The following is a 17,903-nucleotide window of genomic DNA, read 5'->3' on the forward strand; positions in this document are numbered from 1 at the left end:
CAGTCGCCGGACAGGCCACTAGGCTATCATCGCGCTCTCGTTTTCCTGATGCGTCCTGCCCAGACCCATGATCCGACGGTCCACGTTTTCCGCGCCTGCGCGCCTGATTGCTCTCATGCTGGTCATGGCGTTCGTCGTCACCGGCTGCCACCGCGGTGCCAAGGACAAGAATCCCGACGAGGGCATGCCGGTCGAACAGCTCTACGGCAAGGGCCACGATCTGATGGAGAAAGGCAACTGGGCCGGCGCCGAGGCCAGCTACAAGCGCCTGATCGCCCAGTACCCGTATGGCCCGTACACCGAGCAGGCGATGATCGAAAGCGCCTACGCCCAGTACAAGGCCGGCAAGCACGACGATACGGTGTCCAGCGTCGACCGCTTCATCCGTACCTACCCGACCCACCGCAACATCTCGTATCTGTACTACCTGCGCGGGCTGGCCAACAGCAACCGCGACACAGTGTTCCTGCGCCGCGTGTGGTCGCTGGACCCGAGCCGTCGCGACCTGTCCTCGCCGCAGCAGGCCTACAACGACTTCAATACCGTAACCGACCGCTACCCGAACAGCCGCTACGCCGCCGATGCGCGCAAGCGTATGATCGAGTTGCGCGACGTGTTCGCCCAGCACGAGCTGGACAATGCGCTGTACTACCTGCGCCGCGATGCCTGGGTGTCTGCTGCCGGCCGCGCCAATTACCTGCTGGAAACCTATCCGCAGAGCGCCTATCAATACGACGCCGTCGCAGTGCTGGCCGAGGCCTACACGCACTTGGGCAACAAGACCCTGGCGGCCGACGCACGCCGCGTGCTGGAGCTCAACGACCCGCAGCACCCGTGGCTGACCGGTAACTGGCCGAAGTATCCCTGGGCCATCCGCAAGCTCAACCCGTTTGCTGGCGAAAAGTCAGCAGCGACCGGGCAAAAGAATGCCCAGATGAGTCGCGACTGAGACATCTGGCGCAGCGCATCATCTAAAAGAGGCCGCAAGGCCTCTTTCTTTTGTTGCGGCGATGGCGAAGGTTACGCGGTGCGTGCAGCGACGATGCCAAGACGACTGCAATTGGCACTGCTGACGAGCCTGCACCTGGCAGCGTGCATCAACTACCTGCAGACGCATCGCCGGACTCGGCGCGCGCATCCAGTCACCGGCGCCAGCTCAACGAATGCTAGAGCCCCCCTGCCTGCACTGACCGCAAACCAGATCTAACTTCCTGCGAGCACCCACCATCCAGAGCGCAGAGGGCCACTTTGGCCTGATGTCGACCTCCCGGCCAAAAACCGACCCTGGACCTGCTCAGCCAATTCGCCCAATCACCGGCCACCGCAGCAGCCACGGTGTGCCAAGCCACTGACCATATGGGCAATTCAGGCTACTGGCCGCGATACCCATTGGTGATTGGATAGCGACGTTCGCGCCCGAATGCACGCCGTGACACCTTGGGTCCCGGCGCGGACTGGTGGCGCTTCCACTCGTTGAGCCGCACCAGGCGCAGCACATGCTCGACGGTATCGGCGGCGTAGCCGGCGGCGACGATGTCGTCGCGCGACTGTTCCTGATCGACGTAGCGATACAGGATGCCGTCGAGCACATCGTAGGGCGGCAGCGAATCCTGGTCGGTCTGGTTGTCGCGCAACTCGGCTGACGGCGGGCGCGAGATCACCGCCGGCGGGATCACCGGCGCGCCACCCACGGTGTTGCGCCACTTCGCCAAGCCAAATACTTCTGTCTTGTATAGATCCTTGAGTGGCGCATAACCACCGCACATGTCGCCGTAGATGGTGGCGTAACCCACCGCGTATTCGCTCTTGTTGCCGGTGGTCAGCACCAGACCGCCGAACTTGTTCGACAGCGCCATCAGGATCACGCCACGGCTGCGCGACTGCAGGTTTTCTTCGGTGATGTCCGGCTGGGTGCCTTCGAACATCGGCCCCAGCGCACCGAGCAAACCCTCAAAGGCCGGCTCAATCGCGATGGTTTCCAGCTTGACGCCCAGCGCGCGGCATTGCTCGTCGGCCAGATCATTGGACAGGTTCGCGGTATAGCGCGACGGCAGGCGCACGGCGGTGACGTTATCGCCGCCCAGCGCATCCACTGCGATCGCCAGCACCAGCGCCGAGTCGATGCCGCCAGACAGGCCCAGCCAAACTTTGCTGAAGCCGTTCTTGCGGCAGTAGTCCTGCAGCCCGCGCACAACCGCGCGCCACGCCAGCGCGTCCATACTCTCGTCGCCATCGTCCACCCACACCACCGGGGTGAAGCTGCGCTCGCCGGCGGCGTAGTCCACCACCAGCCACTGGTCCACGAACGCGGCAGCAGCGGGATGCACGGTGCCGTCGCCATCGGCCACCACCGAGGCGCCATCGAACACCAGCGCGTCCTGCCCGCCAACGACGTTGAGATAGGCAATGGCCGCCCCGCTCTCGCGTGTGCGCTCGGCCAGCAACGCATCGCGCTGCGCATGCTTGCCGCGCTCGTAGGGCGAGGCGTTGGGCACCAGCACCAACTCAGCGCCAGCCTTGACGGTGTTGGCCAGCGGCTCTGCAAACCAAAGGTCTTCGCAGATCACCACGCCCACCTGCACGCCCTTGACGGTAAACACGCAGTTGTCGCCATCCGGGTCCACGTCGAAATAGCGGCGCTCGTCGAACACCGCGTAGTTAGGCAATTCGCGCTTGCGGTAGGTTGCCTCGATCCGCCCGTCGCGCAACACGCTAGCGGCGTTGTAGACCACGCTGCCAGCGCTTTGCGGCCAACCGACCACCGCCACGATGCCGCGCGTGGCAGCCGCAATGCGCCCCAACGCTTCTTCGCAATGGGCGAGAAAACCGGGCCGCAGCAGCAGATCTTCCGGCGGATAACCGCTGATCGCCAGCTCGGGAAACAGCACGATATCGGCCTCGAACTCGTCGCGCGCTGCGGCGATGTACTCGATGATGCGATCGGTGTTCTGCGCCACTGCGCCGACCGGGAAGTCGAACTGGGCCATGGCGATGCGAAGGGTGTGTGCTGTCACTGCTGACTCCATCAAAACAGGCTTTCAAGGTAACCCGCTTCGCGCTGCGAACGGATCGCCAGCACATACACGGTGTCGTCCAACGGTGCGTAACGATAGAGCGCCAGATAACCGCTGGCATCGCGACCGATGACCAGCTCGCGAAATCCGCCATGCACTGCGTGCCCTATCAGCGGATTGTCCGCCAATGCATCGATGGCCTGGAAGACGCCAGCGAGCTTTCGCTGCACATTTGCTGCATCGTGCTCCTGCAGATAGGCGACCAGACGTCGCGCATCGTCGGCGACGCGCGCGGCAAGCCCGATGCTGGTCATCTGTCAGCGCTCGACGGTGCTGGCGACCGGTGGCGCGGGGTTCTCTCCGTCGGCAAGCTGCTGCATGTACTGGCGTATGTCCGCCCAGGACAGGGTGTTTTCGCCACCTTCGATGGCAGCCCAGCGTTGCTGCGCTTCGGCATGAAATGCGTTGCGGCGCTCGTGCGCTTCGATTTTCTCCGCAATGGCATCGACGATGAAGCCGTGCGCCGTAGTTCCGGCATCTTTCGCCGCCCTGGCGACACGCGCTTTCAGTTCGTCAGGCAAACGGATTGTGGTCGTGGACATGGCAACCTTGGAAAACCGCATCGAGATCGGCATTGGTAGCCCCACCGTAGCACGCTTGTGACACACCTTGCATGACGCGCTCCTTGTGCGATTCAGGGCTCAGCACCGCTGCAAGCAGCGAGCCGGGCAGTCGGCCCAACGCGCGCGCGGCAGTCAGCGAGTCTGCCATCTGCGTAAGCCGTCTCTATAACGCAGAAAGCCGCCCGAAGGCGGCTTTCCACGACACCACACTGGCGAGACTTACTTCACCAGTGCAGCGATCGCCGCACCCAGATCGCCCGGCGAACGGACGGTCTTGACGCCAGCGGCTTCCATCGCCGCGAACTTGCCTTCGGCCGTGCCCTTGCCGCCCGATGCGATCGCACCGGCGTGGCCCATGCGCTTGCCGGCCGGAGCAGAAGCACCGGCGATGAAGCCGACGACCGGCTTCTTGACGTACTGCTTGATGTACTCGGCACCGGCTTCCTCGGCGTCGCCGCCGATTTCGCCGACCATGATGATGCCTTCAGTCTGCGGGTCTTCGTTGAACAGCTTGAGGCAGTCGACGAAGTTCAGGCCATTGATTGGGTCGCCGCCGATGCCGATGCAGGTGCTCTGGCCCAGGCCCACTTCGGTGGTCTGCTTGACCGCTTCATAGGTCAGGGTGCCCGAACGCGACACGATGCCGATCTTGCCCGGCTTGTGGATGTGGCCCGGCATGATGCCGATCTTGCACTCGCCCGGGGTGATCACGCCGGGGCAGTTCGGCCCGATCAGCACGGTGTCCGGATGCGAACGGGTCAGCACGTTCTTGACGCGCAGCATGTCCAGCACCGGGATACCTTCAGTGATGCACACGATGACCTTGATGCCGGCCGCAGCCGCTTCCAGGATCGCATCGGCCGCATACGGCGGCGGCACGTAAATCACCGATGCGTCTGCACCGGTGGCCTTGACTGCATCGGCGACGGTGTTGAACACCGGCAGATCGATATGCGTGGTGCCGCCCTTGCCGGGCGTGACGCCGCCGACGACCTGGGTGCCGTACTCGACCATCTGAGTGGCGTGGAAGGTGCCCTGCTGGCCGGTAAAGCCTTGCACGATCACCTTGGTGTTCTTGTTAATCAAAACGGACATGGATAGTTCCTTCGGTGTCGTGGATCAGGCGGCGTTCTTGACAGCTTCAACGACTTTCTTGGCGCCGTCGTTGATGTTGTCGGCCGGGATGATGGCCATGCCGCTATCGCGCAGCAGCTGCTTGCCTTCTTCCACGTTGGTGCCTTCCAGGCGCACCACGACCGGAACCTTGACGCCCACTTCCTTGACCGCGGCGATGATGCCTTCGGCAATCATGTCGCAGCGGACGATGCCGCCGAAGATGTTGACGAAGATGCCTTCGACCTTGTCCGAAGACAGGATCAGCTTGAACGCTTCGATGACGCGCTGCTTGTTCGCACCGCCGCCCACGTCCAGGAAGTTCGCCGGCTCGCCGCCGTTGAGCTTGATGACGTCCATGGTGGCCATGGCCAGACCTGCACCGTTGACCATGCAACCGATATTGCCGTCCATGGTGACGTAGTTGATGTCCAACTCCGACGCGGTCACTTCGGTTTCGTCTTCCTGCGTCTTGTCGCGCATGGCGATCAGCTGCTTCTGACGGAACGCGGCGTTGTCGTCGCTGTCGAACTTGCCGTCCAGCGCGTACAGGTTGCCGTCGTCCAGGATCGCGAGCGGGTTGATTTCAACCAGCGCCAGATCCTTTTCGTTGAACAGCTTGTACAAGTTCACCATGATGCTGGCGAACTGGCCGGCCTGCTTGGCATTGAGGCCGAGCTTGAAGCCGAAATCGCGGCCGTGATAGCCCTGCACGCCTTCGACGAAATCGACGTTGAGCGCGTGGATCAGTTCCGGCGTTTCGGCCGCAACCTGCTCGATCTCCACGCCACCCTCGCTCGAGGCGATATAAGTGATGGTCTTGGTGCCGCGGTCGACCAGAATCGACAGGTACAGCTCCTTGACGATCTCACCGGCGGTGGTCACCAACACCAGATTGATCGGCAGCTCGACGCCGGCGGTCTGGTAGGTGGACATCTTTGTGCCGAGCATCTTGGCTGCTGCGGCCTTCACGTCGTCGGTGGTCTTGCAGAACTTGACGCCGCCAGCCTTACCGCGGCCACCCGCGTGGATCTGCGCTTTCACCATCCAAGGGCCCTTGCCCAGGGAATTGGCGACTTCAACCGCTTCGTCCGGGGTCGCCGCGACCTTGCCGGCCGGGACGGGGATGCCGTACTCGGCAAGCAGCTGTTTTGACTGGTATTCGTGGAAATTCATGCGTCACCGTGGGAAAAGGAAACGACCGCTGCGTGCAACGCAGACCGCCTGGGCGGCACGTCATGGGACGCGAACGGGCCGCCTATTGTGGCTGACCACGCCGTGCGGCGCAAAATCCGCCGGGATGGTCGCCTGATCGCAGCGCTTGCGCGTAGACCCACTCTGTGCTCAAGCGCTGCGTAGACCACGCACCTGCCTATACTCGCGGCTCGCTCCAGCGGGGAAATCGGCTTGGCATCCATCGCATCGCTCATCGCCCGGATCCAGTCCGCGCCGCAGCGCGAGCTGTACTTCTTCTCGTTGTACCGGGTGCTGGTGGCCGGCCTGATCGCCGCGCTGGTGTTTAGCCCCTTGTCCGACGCCATCCCCGAGCCGCGCTACCCGCCCTTGGCCGCAGGCGTAGCGATCGGCTACCTGTGCATGGCGATCCCGCTGCTGTTTTGGGGCCGCAGCGAGCGCCGCCTGACGCCCACCGTGCTATGCGCGGTGGTGGCTGACATCCTGGCCGCAACCCTGGCAACGCACGCCCTGCCCGGCGCCAGCGCCGGCATTGCGATGATGCTGCTGTTCAACGTGGCGGCCGCCTCGATCCTGCTGCGGCTGCGCTACGGCATGAGCATCGCAGTGCTTGCCAGCGCGGCCATCCTGCTGGAATACCTGTGGACCCTGCTCGAAGGCGGCGGCGCCACCCGACCGGTCGCCGAGCTGGCCATGTTTGCCACCAGCTATGTCGCGGTGGCCTTCATCTGCGAACAGATCGCCTCGCGCGCACGGCGCAATCAGGTATTGGCCGAAGAACGCGGCGCGCAGGTCGCCAATCTGTATGAAATCAATGAGCTGATCATCCGGCGCATGCGCACCGGCGTGCTGGTGGTGGACACCCATAACCGCATCTCGTTGGCGAACGAGGCGGCATTGGCCTTGCTTGGCGATGGCGACCCGCGCAACGCACCGGCCGATCTCTCGCTGGTGGCACTTACCCCGGAGCTGGCGCGCCGGCTACAGCGCTGGCGGAGTGGCTGGCGTCAGGAAGAAGCCCCGCTGCAACTCGGCGCCGACCGCCCGGAAGTACAGCCGCGCTTCGTACGTCTGCTTGCCGACAGCGACCTGGTACTGGTGTTTCTGGACGACGCCACGGTGGTGTCGCGTCGCGCCGAATCGCTGACTTTGTCGGCGATGGGCCGCTTTTCGGCCAGCCTGGCGCACGAGATCCGCAACCCACTGGCCGCAATCAGCTACGCCTCGCAATTGCTGGAGGAGTCGCCGGACATCGGCGATGCCGACCGACGCCTGCTGCAGATCATTCATCAGCAATGCCAGCGCACCAACGGCATCGTCGAAAGCGTGCTCGCACTGGCGCGGCGGGAACGCGCCACTCCTGACAACCTGGACTTGGCCGCATTCGTGCGGCGCTTCGTGGTCGAGTACCGGCAGACCCTGTCGATGGAAACCGACATCCTGGAAGCCAGCATGCAGGGCAGCACCGTGCATGCCCTGGTCGACCCCAAGCACCTGCATCAGATCCTCACCGCGCTGGTCCACAACGCACTCAAGTACGGCCGCGTCATGGACGAACCGGCACGGGTCAAGCTGCGCGTCGAACGCGTTGAACGCATGGCGGTGATCGATGTCATGGACCGCGGCCCCGGCATCCCAGAAGCCGTGGCCGCGCAACTGTTCCGCCCGTTCTATACCACCTCCGAACACGGCACTGGCCTGGGTCTGTACATCGCCCAGGAACTCTGCCGCGCCAACCAGGCGCAACTGGAGTATGTCTCGATCCCCGGCGGCGGCGCATGTTTCCGCATTTCGTTGCAAGGCCCAAACAGCTTGCTTGGGAGGTGAGTGGTTGGCTGTCGGCTGGGCGGGGTGTTTGATGTGGCGATATCAGATGGATCGCGCAACTTGTTCGACACAAGAACGCTGCAGTCTTCGAAGATGCAAACGACCCGCAGCAACGAGCTTTCAGGTCTCGCAGGCTTGAGCAGGGCCTCATAAGCAGATCCGTTCGAAACGCGGCCCCTCGACACGCCCTTTCCGCCGACTGGCAACTGCTCCTCGCAAACGCTCAAAACGCAACAGCGACGCCCCCGCGCTGCAGGTGAATCGTTGGGCCGCGACCCGCTCGACAATTGTCGACCATCATCACGCTGGGCTATCGTGCGCAGCATGAGCGAACCCAAAAGTGCCCTGGTTGTCGATGACGAGCGTGATATCCGCGAGTTGCTTGTTCTCACCTTGGGCCGCATGGGGCTGCGCATCAGCACCGCTGCCAATCTGGCCGAGGCGCGCGAATTGCTGGCCAACAATCCCTACGATCTGTGCCTGACCGACATGCGCTTGCCCGATGGCAATGGCATCGAACTGGTCACCGACATCGCCAGGCGGTACCCGCAGACGCCGGTGGCGATGATCACCGCCTTCGGCAGCATGGACCTGGCCGTGGAAGCGCTGAAAGCCGGCGCCTTCGATTTCGTCAGCAAGCCGGTCGACATCGGTGTGCTGCGCGGCCTGGTCAAGCACGCGCTGGAATTGAACAACCGCGACCGCCCCGCTCCGCCACCGCCGCCACCAGAGCAGGCCAGCCGCCTGCTCGGCGACTCCAGCGCGATGGAGAGCCTGCGCGCCACGATCGGCAAGGTCGCGCGCAGCCAGGCACCGGTTTACATCGTCGGCGAATCGGGCGTCGGCAAGGAGCTGGTCGCACGCACCATCCACGAACAAGGCGCACGCGCCGCCGGCCCGTTCGTCCCGGTCAACTGCGGCGCCATTCCTGCCGAGCTGATGGAGAGCGAATTTTTCGGCCACAAGAAAGGCAGCTTCACCGGCGCGCATGCCGACAAGCCCGGGCTGTTCCAGGCCGCACACGGCGGCACGTTGTTTCTGGACGAAGTAGCAGAATTACCGCTGCAGATGCAGGTCAAGCTACTGCGCGCCATCCAGGAAAAATCGGTGCGCCCGGTCGGCGCCGCCAGTGAATCGCTGGTGGATGTGCGCATCCTCTCGGCCACACACAAGGACCTGGGCGACTTGGTCTCCGACGGCCGCTTTCGGCATGACTTGTACTACCGCATCAACGTGATCGAACTACGCGTACCGCCGCTGCGCGAACGCGGCGGCGACCTGCCGCAACTGGCCGCCGCCATCATCGCGCGCCTGGCGCACAGCCACGGCCGCCCGATTCCACTGCTGACCCAATCCGCGCTCGACGCACTGAATCACTACGGCTTCCCCGGCAACGTGCGCGAGCTGGAAAACATCCTCGAACGCGCCCTGGCGCTGGCCGAGGACAACCAGATCAGCGCCACCGACCTGCGCCTGCCTGCCCACGGCGGGCACCGCCCCGCCGCGACACCCGGCAGCGCTGCCGTCGAACCGCGCGAAGCCGTCCTCGACATCGACCCCGCCTCGGCCGCCCTCCCCTCTTACATCGAGCAACTGGAACGCGCCGCAATCCAGAAAGCGCTGGAAGAAAACCGCTGGAACAAGACCAAGACCGCTGCGCAGTTAGGCATCACCTTTCGGGCGCTGCGTTACAAGTTGAAGAAGTTGGGGATGGAGTGAGGGTGGTTGGATTTAGGCAGATCGGGCTCTGAATGCGCGTAATTGGGCGCTCAATGGTGTTGGAACTTCAAGCACTGCCGCCAGCAAGCGATGGCGCGTTCTGTACTTGCCAGCCAGCCAATAAGCGAAGACGCCGAATCTCAAGAAAATTTCGTCGAGAGACTCGGTCGAAAAGAACAACTCTCAGAGACCGCGCTGGAGAGATGCTTCCCAACTTAGAGCAGCTAACAAAACGTAGCGAGCAGTCGTCAGGTGGGTGCGGACGGCGCACAGGAACCGGAGTGTACGAGTGGTACATGCCGATTCCGAGCACAGGCCGCGCCCGCCTGGCGGCTGCGCAGTAGTTTTGTTAGCCGCTCTTAGTGGACCGAGCCGAACCTCACTTCTCCCCTTGGAGAAGGTGCCCGAAGGGCGGAGAGGGTACGTCAGCGCAGCTGCTGCAGCTCGATAAGCCACCACTCTCCACCGGACCGGTACATGCTAGCCAAGCAGGCGTACATGGCGCCTTAAGCGGTAAGCACCACAGACAGTTTCAGCTTCCCATCCGCCTTCCACTCGCAAACCGCTCGCAACAGCTTGTCAGCGGTCCTCAGCTGACAAACAGCACAGCAATCAATCCTTGGTCACACGATTGATCTCGGCCAGGCTGGTGACCCCTTGCGAGGCCTTCATCAACGCCGACTGCCGCAAGTCCCGGATACCGATTTTCTGCGCGGCCTCGGCAATCTGCATCGCATTGCCGCCTTCCAGCACGATCGCGCCGATCTCGTCGGTCATCGGCATCACCTGATAGATACCGGTACGGCCCTTGTAGCCTTCAGTGCACTCGTCGCAACCCACAGCCTCGTAGAGCTCCATGTTCGCAATTTGCTCGGGCGTGAAACCTTCCGCCAGCAATGCGTTGTCCGGCAACGTCGACTTGCGCTTGCAGTTGTTGCACAAACGCCGCGCCAGACGCTGCGCGATCACCAACGTTACCGACGAGGTGATGTTGTAAGGCGCGATCCCCATATTCATCAGACGCGCAATGGTCTGCGGCGCATCGTTAGTGTGCAGCGTCGACAGCACCATGTGGCCCGTCTGCGCTGCCTTGATCGCAATCTCGGCCGTCTCCAGGTCACGGATTTCGCCGACCATAATGATGTCCGGGTCCTGACGCAGGAACGAACGCAGCGCAGCGGCAAAGGTCATGCCGCGCTTGACGTTCTGCTGCACCTGATTGACGCCAGGCAAGCGAATTTCGACCGGATCCTCTGCCGTGGAAATGTTCCGCGTCTCATCGTTGAGGATGCCCAGCGCCGTATACAGCGACACCGTCTTACCCGAGCCCGTAGGCCCGGTCACCAGCACCATGCCATACGGCTTATGGATCGCATCCAGGAACAGCTTCTGCTGGTCAGCCTCATAGCCCAGCTTCTCGATACCGAGCTTGGCCGCGCTGGCGTCCAGGATACGCAGCACCACCTTCTCGCCGAACAGGGTTGGCAAGGTGCTCACGCGAAAGTCGATCTGCTTGGTCTTAGACAGGTTGAGCTTGATGCGCCCGTCCTGCGGCACCCGCTTCTCGGCGATATCCAGCTGCGACATCACCTTCAGGCGCGCCGCGATGCGTTGATTGAGCTTCACCGGCGCCTTTGCCACGTTCTTCAACAGGCCATCGATGCGCAAGCGCACCCGGTAGTCGTCTTCATACGGCTCGAAATGGATGTCCGAGGCTCCCCGCCTGATCGCATCCACCAACACCTTGTTGACGAACTTCACCACCGGCGTGTCGTCGCCCCTGGCATCGACCCCGGAATCCCCGCCGGCGCCCATGTCTTCGTCGCCAGTGGAGACGTCCAAGTCCCCCATCTCATCGTCGTCATTACCAAGCGACGAACCCAACGACGCGTTGCTGGCCTGCCACTGCTCGAGCGTCCGGCGGATCTGATCCTCGTCGACAAGGATCGCCTCGACCACCAGGTTCGTATGAAACTTGATGTCGTCCAGCGCGCGAGTCTGGGTCGGGTTGCTCACCCCCACGAACAACCGGTTGCCACGCTTGAACAGCGGCAGCACCTGGTGCTTCTGGAGCAACTCTTCGCTGACCAGCTTGACGGCGTTCTGGCTAGAATCGAACACTGATACGTCCATCAACGGCATGCCGAACTCGACTGCGTTAGCGGCCGCTAGCTGCGCCGCCGACACTAATTTTTTTTCGGCAAACCATTGTGGCAAAGGGACCTTGGCCACGGCCGCTTGGTCCATGGCGGCACGTGCCGCCAATTCTTCCAGTGCGCCATCCTGAACTAGTCGGCGAGCAATCCCTGTGATGCCAACTAAATTGGCTGCTCCAGCAACACTCATAGATACACTCACCAGCGATATCGGTCAGGACACCCAAAAGTCTCGCTCAACCTAGCGATGACTACTATAAAAAAGGGGCCCAGCCAATCGGGTCCCCTTTTTCTCACACTATACAAAAAGACAAGGCATTAGGTGCACTTGCCGGGCTTGTACTTTGCGTCCAGATCAGAGCTGCAGGCCCAGAGACCGGTGGCGGCGTCACGCGTCCAGGTGAGGTTCTTGCCGTTAAACTTCGTCGCATTTCCGCCACGAGTCGCGCAAACGATGGTGGTCGCAGTTACGGTGACCGTGCAGTACGAAGTAGTTCCACCGACACCAATGTAGCCCGCATCAGCAGCAGCAGTACTTGGAGTCTTGCCTTCATTAGTTGCCTGCTCGAAACCAACCTTTCCTGGGGTGATTTCAGCCAGTGCCGAGGCGGCCTGCGACTTGACGACGTAATCCTGATAGGCCGGCAGCGCGATGGCGGCCAGAATAGCAATGATCGCAACAACGATCATCAGTTCGATCAGCGTAAAACCCTGCTGCTTCTTCATAGTGTATCCCCAAGTAAGTTGTGTAGTTAAGTCGTCCGCCCGCGAGCACTCCCTCGGACACCTCGCGGTGGTCTTGCCGCGCTGCAAGCATATCCAAGCAGGAACCATGCCAAATACCTGGTGGCCGTCCTGTGCTGCGCTGATTTCTATGATGCCAGTCATTTGCAGAGTTGCACGCTCCAGATGATCAATTTGCTAGCTAGTCACCGGTAAGACGAGCGAAGTCCAAAGGTGACGCAAATCGTCAGTCACCACCCACATGCCTACGCAAACAATTGGCCTGATGCCATTTGAGGCAGAACCAGCTACCATCAGCCGGTGTCTGCCTGGGGACGGCGGATGGGGATCAACATGTCAACTGTACGTAGCACCTCGAAGTCAAGATCAGCACCTTCATCTCAGTTGAACCCGTTTGTCTGGGAGGGGAAAGACAAGCGCGGCGCAACGATGAAGGGAGAACAAGCCGCGCGTAGCGCAAATCTCCTGCGCGCCGAATTGCGCAAGCAGGGGATAACTCCCACCGTGGTTAAACCTAAGCCCAAGCCGCTGTTTGGCGCGGCCGGCAAGAAGGTTACCGCTAAAGACATCGCTTTTTTTAGTAGGCAGATGGCGACAATGATGAAATCCGGCGTGCCGATCGTTGGCGCACTGGAAATAATCGGCGAGGGGCAAAAAAATCCCCGGATGCGCATCATGGTTGGACAGATTCGCGCTGACATTGAGGGCGGCTCTTCGCTGTACGAAGCAATTAGCAGGCATCCCGTTCAGTTCGATGAGTTGTACCGCAACCTTGTTCGAGCGGGTGAAGGCGCAGGTGTACTTGAGACCGTGCTAGACACCATTGCCAACTACAAGGAAAACATTGAGGCACTCAAGGGAAAAATCCGAAAGGCGCTGTTCTACCCAGCCATGGTGATGGCCGTAGCCCTATTGGTTAGCTCAATCCTTCTGATCTGGGTAGTCCCGCAGTTTGAAGATGTTTTCAAAGGATTCGGCGCCGAGTTGCCGGCATTCACACAAATGATCGTAGAAGCTTCGCGCTTCATGGTTTCATGGTGGTGGGCACTGCTAATTGTGACGGTCGGCGCAGTTACTGGAATGATATTTGCCTACAAGCGCTCACCCGCGATGCAACATAAGCTTGACCGGCTTGTGCTTAAATTTCCCGTGATTGGGCAGATCATGCATAACAGCTCGGTCGCGAGGTTTGCCCGAACAACGGCAGTGACCTTCAAAGCCGGCGTTCCTCTTGTAGAGGCGCTGAGCATCGTTGCTGGCGCCACCGGAAACTCGGTATATGAGGAAGCAGTTCTTCGTATGCGAGACGACGTTTCTGTTGGCTACCCAGTGAACGTGGCGATGAAGCAGGTCAACCTGTTCCCGCACATGGTGGTTCAGATGACCGCTATCGGCGAAGAGGCGGGTGCGCTTGATGCAATGCTGTTTAAGGTTGCGGAGTACTTCGAGCAAGAGGTCAACAACGCTGTGGACGCACTCAGCAGCCTTTTGGAACCGCTCATCATGGTGTTCATTGGTACCATCGTTGGTGGAATGGTCATCGGCATGTACCTGCCCATCTTCAAGCTCGCTTCGGTGGTTGGATAAGACGTAATGGCATTTCTCGACCAGCATCCCGGTCTCGGCTTTCCTGCCGCGGCCGGACTGGGACTGCTGATCGGCAGCTTCCTGAACGTGGTGATCCTGCGCTTGCCCAGGCGCATGGAGTGGCAGTGGCGGCGCGATGCGCGCGAGATCCTGGAGTTGCCAGACATCTATGAGCCGCCGCCGCCGGGGATCGTGGTGGAGCCCTCGCACGACCCGGTAACAGGCGACAAGCTCAAGTGGTGGGAGAACATTCCGGTCCTTAGCTGGGTGATGCTGCGCGGCAAATCGCGCTACAGCGGCAAGCCGATCTCGATTCAGTATCCGTTGGTCGAGGTGCTCACCTCCATCCTGTGCGTCGCCAGCGTTTGGCGCTTCGGTTTTGGCTGGCAGGGCTTCGGCGCGATCGTACTGAGCTGCTTCCTGGTGGCAATGTCGGGCATCGACCTGCGCCACAAGCTGCTGCCGGACCAGCTGACCTTGCCGCTGATGTGGCTGGGCCTGGTCGGCTCGATGGACAACCTCTACATGCCGGCCAAACCTGCTCTGCTGGGCGCGGCGGTTGGCTATGTGTCGCTGTGGACGGTGTGGTGGCTGTTCAAGCAGCTCACCGGCAAGGAAGGCATGGGCCATGGCGACCTCAAGCTGCTGGCCGCGCTCGGCGCGTGGTGCGGGTTGAAGGGCATTCTGCCGATCATCCTGATTTCTTCGCTGGTCGGCGCCATTCTGGGTTCGGCTTGGTTGGTCGCAAAGGGCCGCGACCGCGCGACCCCCATCCCGTTTGGCCCGTACCTCGCCATCGCCGGCTGGGTGGTGTTCTTCTGGGGCAACGACCTGGTGGACCGCTACCTGCACTTCGCGGGTCTGCGTTGACCGGGGCGCGACGATGAGCAACTTCATCGTCGGCCTGACTGGCGGCATTGCCTCCGGCAAGAGCGCTCTAGCCGCCGAGTTCGAGAAGCTTGGGGTGCCAGTCATCGATGCCGATGTCGTTGCACGGCAGGTGGTGGCGCCTGGCCCCATTCTCGATGCCATTGTGGAACGCTTCGGCCGCGACATCTTGTTGCCGGACGGCACATTAGACCGCCAAGCGATGCGTCGAATCGTTTTTGCCGATGCCATGCAACGGCACGCACTGGAAGCCATCACGCACCCTGCGATCCGTGAGGGACTTCAGCGAGCTGTTAAGGCAATGAATACTCTCTATGCCATTGCAGATATCCCTCTTCTGGCAGAAGCAGAAGGCCGCAAGACTTTCCATTGGCTAGATCGTATATTGGTCATTGACGTGAGCTTGGACGTACAGGTCACACGCTTGACGCATCGCGACGGAATCACAATAGAACTTGCCAACCAAATGATTGCAGCCCAAGCCTCTCGTGAACAACGGCTAGCAATAGCGGATGATGTAGTTGTGAATAATGGGGAGCTAGCGCATTTGGCGACAGCAGCATCAAATCTTAATAATCTATATAGCTCCATGTGTTCCAGTCGGAGCGTAGACGTTGAAAAATCGCGCCTCGCTTAAATTGAATAGATAATGACGTAATGCAAATATACAAAACTCACCATTCACTTGCTGGAGTACTTATGAAAAGGATTTTAAAAGCATTAGCCTGCATTCCGCTTATTCTTTTTTTCTACTCAAGCCGTATCCCAAGACCCCCAGCCTTCCTCAAGATGCTTTGAGGGGGGCGGCAATTATCTTTGCTCTGCGCCAGTTATAACTCCTTGGAGATATGGCGCGGATATCACGATATCAAGGGCGGACCTGCTGGATTTCAGAAATGACTGCCAAGGTCGGGGTGGCGTAGTCGGCGATTCGAATGGCGATGGTGTGCAAGACTGCACTGGCGCAGCACCGTGGACAGAATCAAACATCGCTCCAATGACCAAGTCCATTGCAGGAGTTTGGAGCTCCTGCTTGACTGGAGCCAGTAGCGATACGGGCTGGGGATTCCGGGACTACTATGATGTCTGCAAGGATGATTACTACAAATATTCGAGAGCGTTCAATTGGCTAGTCATTAGAGAATGCAGAAAACTGACATATCAGACACGGACCTGCCAATATCCAGACTCAGACCCATGGGATTACACTTTTATTGCGATCAAGTCTCGAGATGCTACGTGCCCAGATGGATATTCGCTGGATAACGGAACCTGCTTTTTAGCAGAGCCGACGGAAGAATGTAAGATTGGCGATGCTGAGCCGCGCGAGAAAAGCCTACACCTCTCACAAAATGATTACAGCAGCAATGATGACCTTTTAAATTTCGATAGAGTATGGAACAAGAGCGGGAATCAATATACACCAGCCTCCGCCGCCCAAGCTTCATCCAATAGATCCGGAATGTTTTTCAGTGCGAATTCTGCGCAGGCGACCACCGAAGTCAAATCCTCATCAAATATCGGGATGGGCTGGAGACATAATTACGACATCAGACTTTTTGAGATAAAGGGAAGTACCAATGCAGTTGCAGCGATCTACTTCCCAGATGGGAAGATGCGTATTTATCGCTCAAGCGGGGAATCCCTAGAGATTCGCAACGAACCTCCTACCACTTTGACTAAGAAAATCAACCCTGATGGATCCTCTACTTGGATCCGAAGAAACGAAAAAAATCAACTAGAAACATTTGGAGAAGATGGCCGCCTCAACAGAATAACTGCATTGGACGGACGATTTGTATCACTTTCCTACAATGTGCAAGGACAGCTTGAAAGCGTAACAGCCCGCTCCGGGCGAGGATTGAAAATAACCTATAACGAAGACGGACTAATATCTAATATTGAACAGCCAGACGGAACTGCACTACAGTATTACTATACCAATGGAAATTTAGTTAAGGTATTGAAAAATGATGGGACAAGCGTCTCTTATCGCTATGACTCCGCTTCAGGCACCCTCCAAGACATTCTAGATGAAAGTGGCTCGATCTATCAGCATTTCGACTACGACAACAGCGGGCGACTGAAGCGCTCTTCAAAAGGGTGGGCCTTGGGTGGAACCGGCGTACAATCATATGATTATGGTTACGTGCAAGACAAATGGGGTTACTCGATCGACGCCGTAACAATGCCAAATGGGAGTACGATCAGTTTTAATTACCAATTTAGCGGCGGCATACGCAGAGTTCTCTCAACAGATGGATCCTGCGCCACGTGTAATTCATCTGCACAGAATACATATGACTCCATTGGCAGACTTACATCCAAAGTAGACCAAAAAGGCACGCAAACCAGTTATAAATACGACGCTGCCGGCAACAAATCTGAGATCATATACGCCTCAAATTCAGGCTCATTTTCTCAAAAAATACAAACCGACTGGCTTGCTGAATATAACCTCCCTACTCAGCGCAGATACTATGACGCTGCGGGAAGTGTTGTAAAAAGCGTGGAATGGGACTATGGCAATGACGGCCAGATCAATTCCCACTCCATCAGGGACGGAAAAGATTCCAGAATATCCAGATTCGAATATTGCACTGCAACCGATGTTTCATCTGGCAGCTGCCCTTTTATCGGTTTACTTAAGTCAGCTGATGGTACAAGGACTGACGTGCAAGATCGACAGACTTATTCATACTATTCATCTGATGATGCAGCGTGCAATTCCCCATCAACTTGCTTACATCGCAAAGGCGATCTTCGAGAAGTAGTTGATAACCTAGGGCGTACGACACAATATTTGACCTACGACGGCGCAGGCCGCCCACTGTCCATCAAGGACGCCAACGGCATCGTCACCGACTACACCTATCACCCGCGCGGTTGGCTGACGGCCACCAAGGTGCGCGGCGCCGATGCGTCCAGCGAGGCCGATGACCGCATCACCCGCATCGACTATTGGCCCACCGGCCTGGTCAAGCAGGTCACCCAACCCGATGGCGCGTTCACCGCTTTCACCTACGATGCGGCGCATC

At 59.7% G+C, this 17,903-nt stretch carries 15 protein-coding genes and 1 other RNA gene; 7 read left to right on the plus strand and 9 right to left on the minus strand.

Annotation, left to right across the window (positions count from 1 at the left end; genetic code table 11):
* Positions 1-67: 67 nt before the first annotated feature.
* Complete coding sequence (locus tag NX05_RS05095) at positions 68-949, plus strand: outer membrane protein assembly factor BamD (protein WP_010366209.1); 882 nt, start codon at positions 68-70, stop codon at positions 947-949.
* Between the two features lie 421 nt (positions 950-1,370).
* Here the strand turns inward: NX05_RS05095 and NX05_RS05100 are convergent, their stop codons facing one another.
* The 6 genes from NX05_RS05100 to sucC form a co-directional block, all read right to left on the minus strand.
* On the minus strand, positions 1,371-3,026 hold the full coding sequence (locus NX05_RS05100) for an NAD+ synthase (protein WP_039432937.1): 1,656 nt from the start codon (positions 3,024-3,026) through the stop codon (positions 1,371-1,373).
* On the minus strand, positions 3,026-3,328 hold the full coding sequence (locus NX05_RS05105; RefSeq protein WP_039432933.1) for a type II toxin-antitoxin system RelE/ParE family toxin: 303 nt from the start codon (positions 3,326-3,328) through the stop codon (positions 3,026-3,028). The genes NX05_RS05100 and NX05_RS05105 overlap by 1 nt, the downstream gene beginning before the upstream one ends.
* Before the next feature lie 3 nt (positions 3,329-3,331).
* Entirely contained in the window at positions 3,332-3,616 is a 285-nt protein-coding gene (locus tag NX05_RS05110; RefSeq protein ID WP_039433044.1) for a CopG family transcriptional regulator, read from the minus strand.
* Positions 3,588-3,785: a hypothetical protein gene (locus NX05_RS24140; protein ID WP_039445992.1), complete on the minus strand. Its 198-nt coding sequence runs from the start codon at positions 3,783-3,785 to the stop codon at positions 3,588-3,590. The genes NX05_RS05110 and NX05_RS24140 overlap by 29 nt, the downstream gene beginning before the upstream one ends.
* A gap of 71 nt (positions 3,786-3,856) precedes the next feature.
* Complete coding sequence (sucD, locus tag NX05_RS05120) at positions 3,857-4,732, minus strand: succinate--CoA ligase subunit alpha (protein WP_010366205.1); 876 nt, start codon at positions 4,730-4,732, stop codon at positions 3,857-3,859.
* 24 nt (positions 4,733-4,756) lie between these two features.
* Complete coding sequence (sucC, locus tag NX05_RS05125) at positions 4,757-5,926, minus strand: ADP-forming succinate--CoA ligase subunit beta (RefSeq protein WP_010366204.1); 1,170 nt, start codon at positions 5,924-5,926, stop codon at positions 4,757-4,759.
* A 231-nt stretch (positions 5,927-6,157) separates the two neighbouring features.
* Here sucC and NX05_RS05130 point away from each other — a divergent pair, with 231 nt between their 5' ends.
* Together NX05_RS05130 and NX05_RS05135 are read left to right on the plus strand one after the other, a co-directional pair.
* Positions 6,158-7,771, plus strand: a complete 1,614-nt coding sequence (locus NX05_RS05130; protein ID WP_017117852.1) for a sensor histidine kinase — start codon at positions 6,158-6,160, stop codon at positions 7,769-7,771.
* Between the two features lie 264 nt (positions 7,772-8,035).
* Positions 8,036-9,490 carry a sigma-54-dependent transcriptional regulator gene (locus tag NX05_RS05135; RefSeq protein ID WP_039432928.1) on the plus strand — a complete coding sequence of 485 codons (1,455 nt, stop codon included), beginning with the start codon at positions 8,036-8,038 and terminating at the stop codon, positions 9,488-9,490.
* A 222-nt stretch (positions 9,491-9,712) separates the two neighbouring features.
* Here NX05_RS05135 and NX05_RS05170 read toward each other — a convergent pair.
* The 3 genes from NX05_RS05170 to NX05_RS05145 all read right to left on the minus strand — a co-directional run bounded on the left by NX05_RS05170 (position 9,713) and on the right by NX05_RS05145 (position 12,372).
* Positions 9,713-9,788: non-coding RNA, sX9 sRNA (locus NX05_RS05170), on the minus strand.
* A gap of 314 nt (positions 9,789-10,102) precedes the next feature.
* Positions 10,103-11,836: a type IV-A pilus assembly ATPase PilB gene (pilB, locus tag NX05_RS05140; protein WP_039432925.1), complete on the minus strand. Its 1,734-nt coding sequence runs from the start codon at positions 11,834-11,836 to the stop codon at positions 10,103-10,105.
* A 128-nt stretch (positions 11,837-11,964) separates the two neighbouring features.
* On the minus strand, positions 11,965-12,372 hold the full coding sequence (locus tag NX05_RS05145) for a pilin (protein WP_039433041.1): 408 nt from the start codon (positions 12,370-12,372) through the stop codon (positions 11,965-11,967).
* A 351-nt stretch (positions 12,373-12,723) separates the two neighbouring features.
* Here NX05_RS05145 and NX05_RS05150 point away from each other — a divergent pair, with 351 nt between their 5' ends.
* The 4 genes from NX05_RS05150 to NX05_RS24710 all read left to right on the plus strand — a co-directional run.
* A complete protein-coding gene (locus NX05_RS05150; protein WP_039433039.1) occupies positions 12,724-13,977 on the plus strand; it encodes a type II secretion system F family protein in 1,254 nt (417 codons plus the stop codon).
* Between the two features lie 6 nt (positions 13,978-13,983).
* Complete coding sequence (locus NX05_RS05155) at positions 13,984-14,847, plus strand: prepilin peptidase (RefSeq protein WP_039432923.1); 864 nt, start codon at positions 13,984-13,986, stop codon at positions 14,845-14,847.
* A 13-nt stretch (positions 14,848-14,860) separates the two neighbouring features.
* Complete coding sequence (coaE, locus tag NX05_RS05160) at positions 14,861-15,502, plus strand: dephospho-CoA kinase (RefSeq protein WP_039432920.1); 642 nt, start codon at positions 14,861-14,863, stop codon at positions 15,500-15,502.
* Between the two features lie 360 nt (positions 15,503-15,862).
* On the plus strand, positions 15,863-17,903 hold a 2,041-nt coding region (locus NX05_RS24710; protein ID WP_485130732.1), incomplete at its 3' end, for an RHS repeat domain-containing protein.

The organism is Xanthomonas vasicola, assembly GCF_000772705.2.
Classification (GTDB): Bacteria; Pseudomonadota; Gammaproteobacteria; order Xanthomonadales; family Xanthomonadaceae; genus Xanthomonas; species Xanthomonas vasicola.

Bases quoted from the DNA above. Each gene is read 5' to 3' on its own strand.
- NX05_RS05095 (WP_010366209.1), top strand. From the start codon at position 68: ATGATCCGACGGTCCACGTTTTCCGCGCCTGCGCGCCTGATTGCTCTC.
- NX05_RS05100 (WP_039432937.1), bottom strand. From the start codon at position 3,026: ATGGAGTCAGCAGTGACAGCACACACCCTTCGCATCGCCATGGCCCAG.
- NX05_RS05105 (WP_039432933.1), bottom strand. From the start codon at position 3,328: ATGACCAGCATCGGGCTTGCCGCGCGCGTCGCCGACGATGCGCGACGT.
- NX05_RS05110 (WP_039433044.1), bottom strand. From the start codon at position 3,616: ATGTCCACGACCACAATCCGTTTGCCTGACGAACTGAAAGCGCGTGTC.
- NX05_RS24140 (WP_039445992.1), bottom strand. From the start codon at position 3,785: ATGGCAGACTCGCTGACTGCCGCGCGCGCGTTGGGCCGACTGCCCGGC.
- sucD (WP_010366205.1), bottom strand. From the start codon at position 4,732: ATGTCCGTTTTGATTAACAAGAACACCAAGGTGATCGTGCAAGGCTTT.
- sucC (WP_010366204.1), bottom strand. From the start codon at position 5,926: ATGAATTTCCACGAATACCAGTCAAAACAGCTGCTTGCCGAGTACGGC.
- pilB (WP_039432925.1), bottom strand. From the start codon at position 11,836: ATGAGTGTTGCTGGAGCAGCCAATTTAGTTGGCATCACAGGGATTGCT.
- NX05_RS05145 (WP_039433041.1), bottom strand. From the start codon at position 12,372: ATGAAGAAGCAGCAGGGTTTTACGCTGATCGAACTGATGATCGTTGTT.
- NX05_RS05150 (WP_039433039.1), top strand. From the start codon at position 12,724: ATGTCAACTGTACGTAGCACCTCGAAGTCAAGATCAGCACCTTCATCT.
- NX05_RS05155 (WP_039432923.1), top strand. From the start codon at position 13,984: ATGGCATTTCTCGACCAGCATCCCGGTCTCGGCTTTCCTGCCGCGGCC.
- coaE (WP_039432920.1), top strand. From the start codon at position 14,861: ATGAGCAACTTCATCGTCGGCCTGACTGGCGGCATTGCCTCCGGCAAG.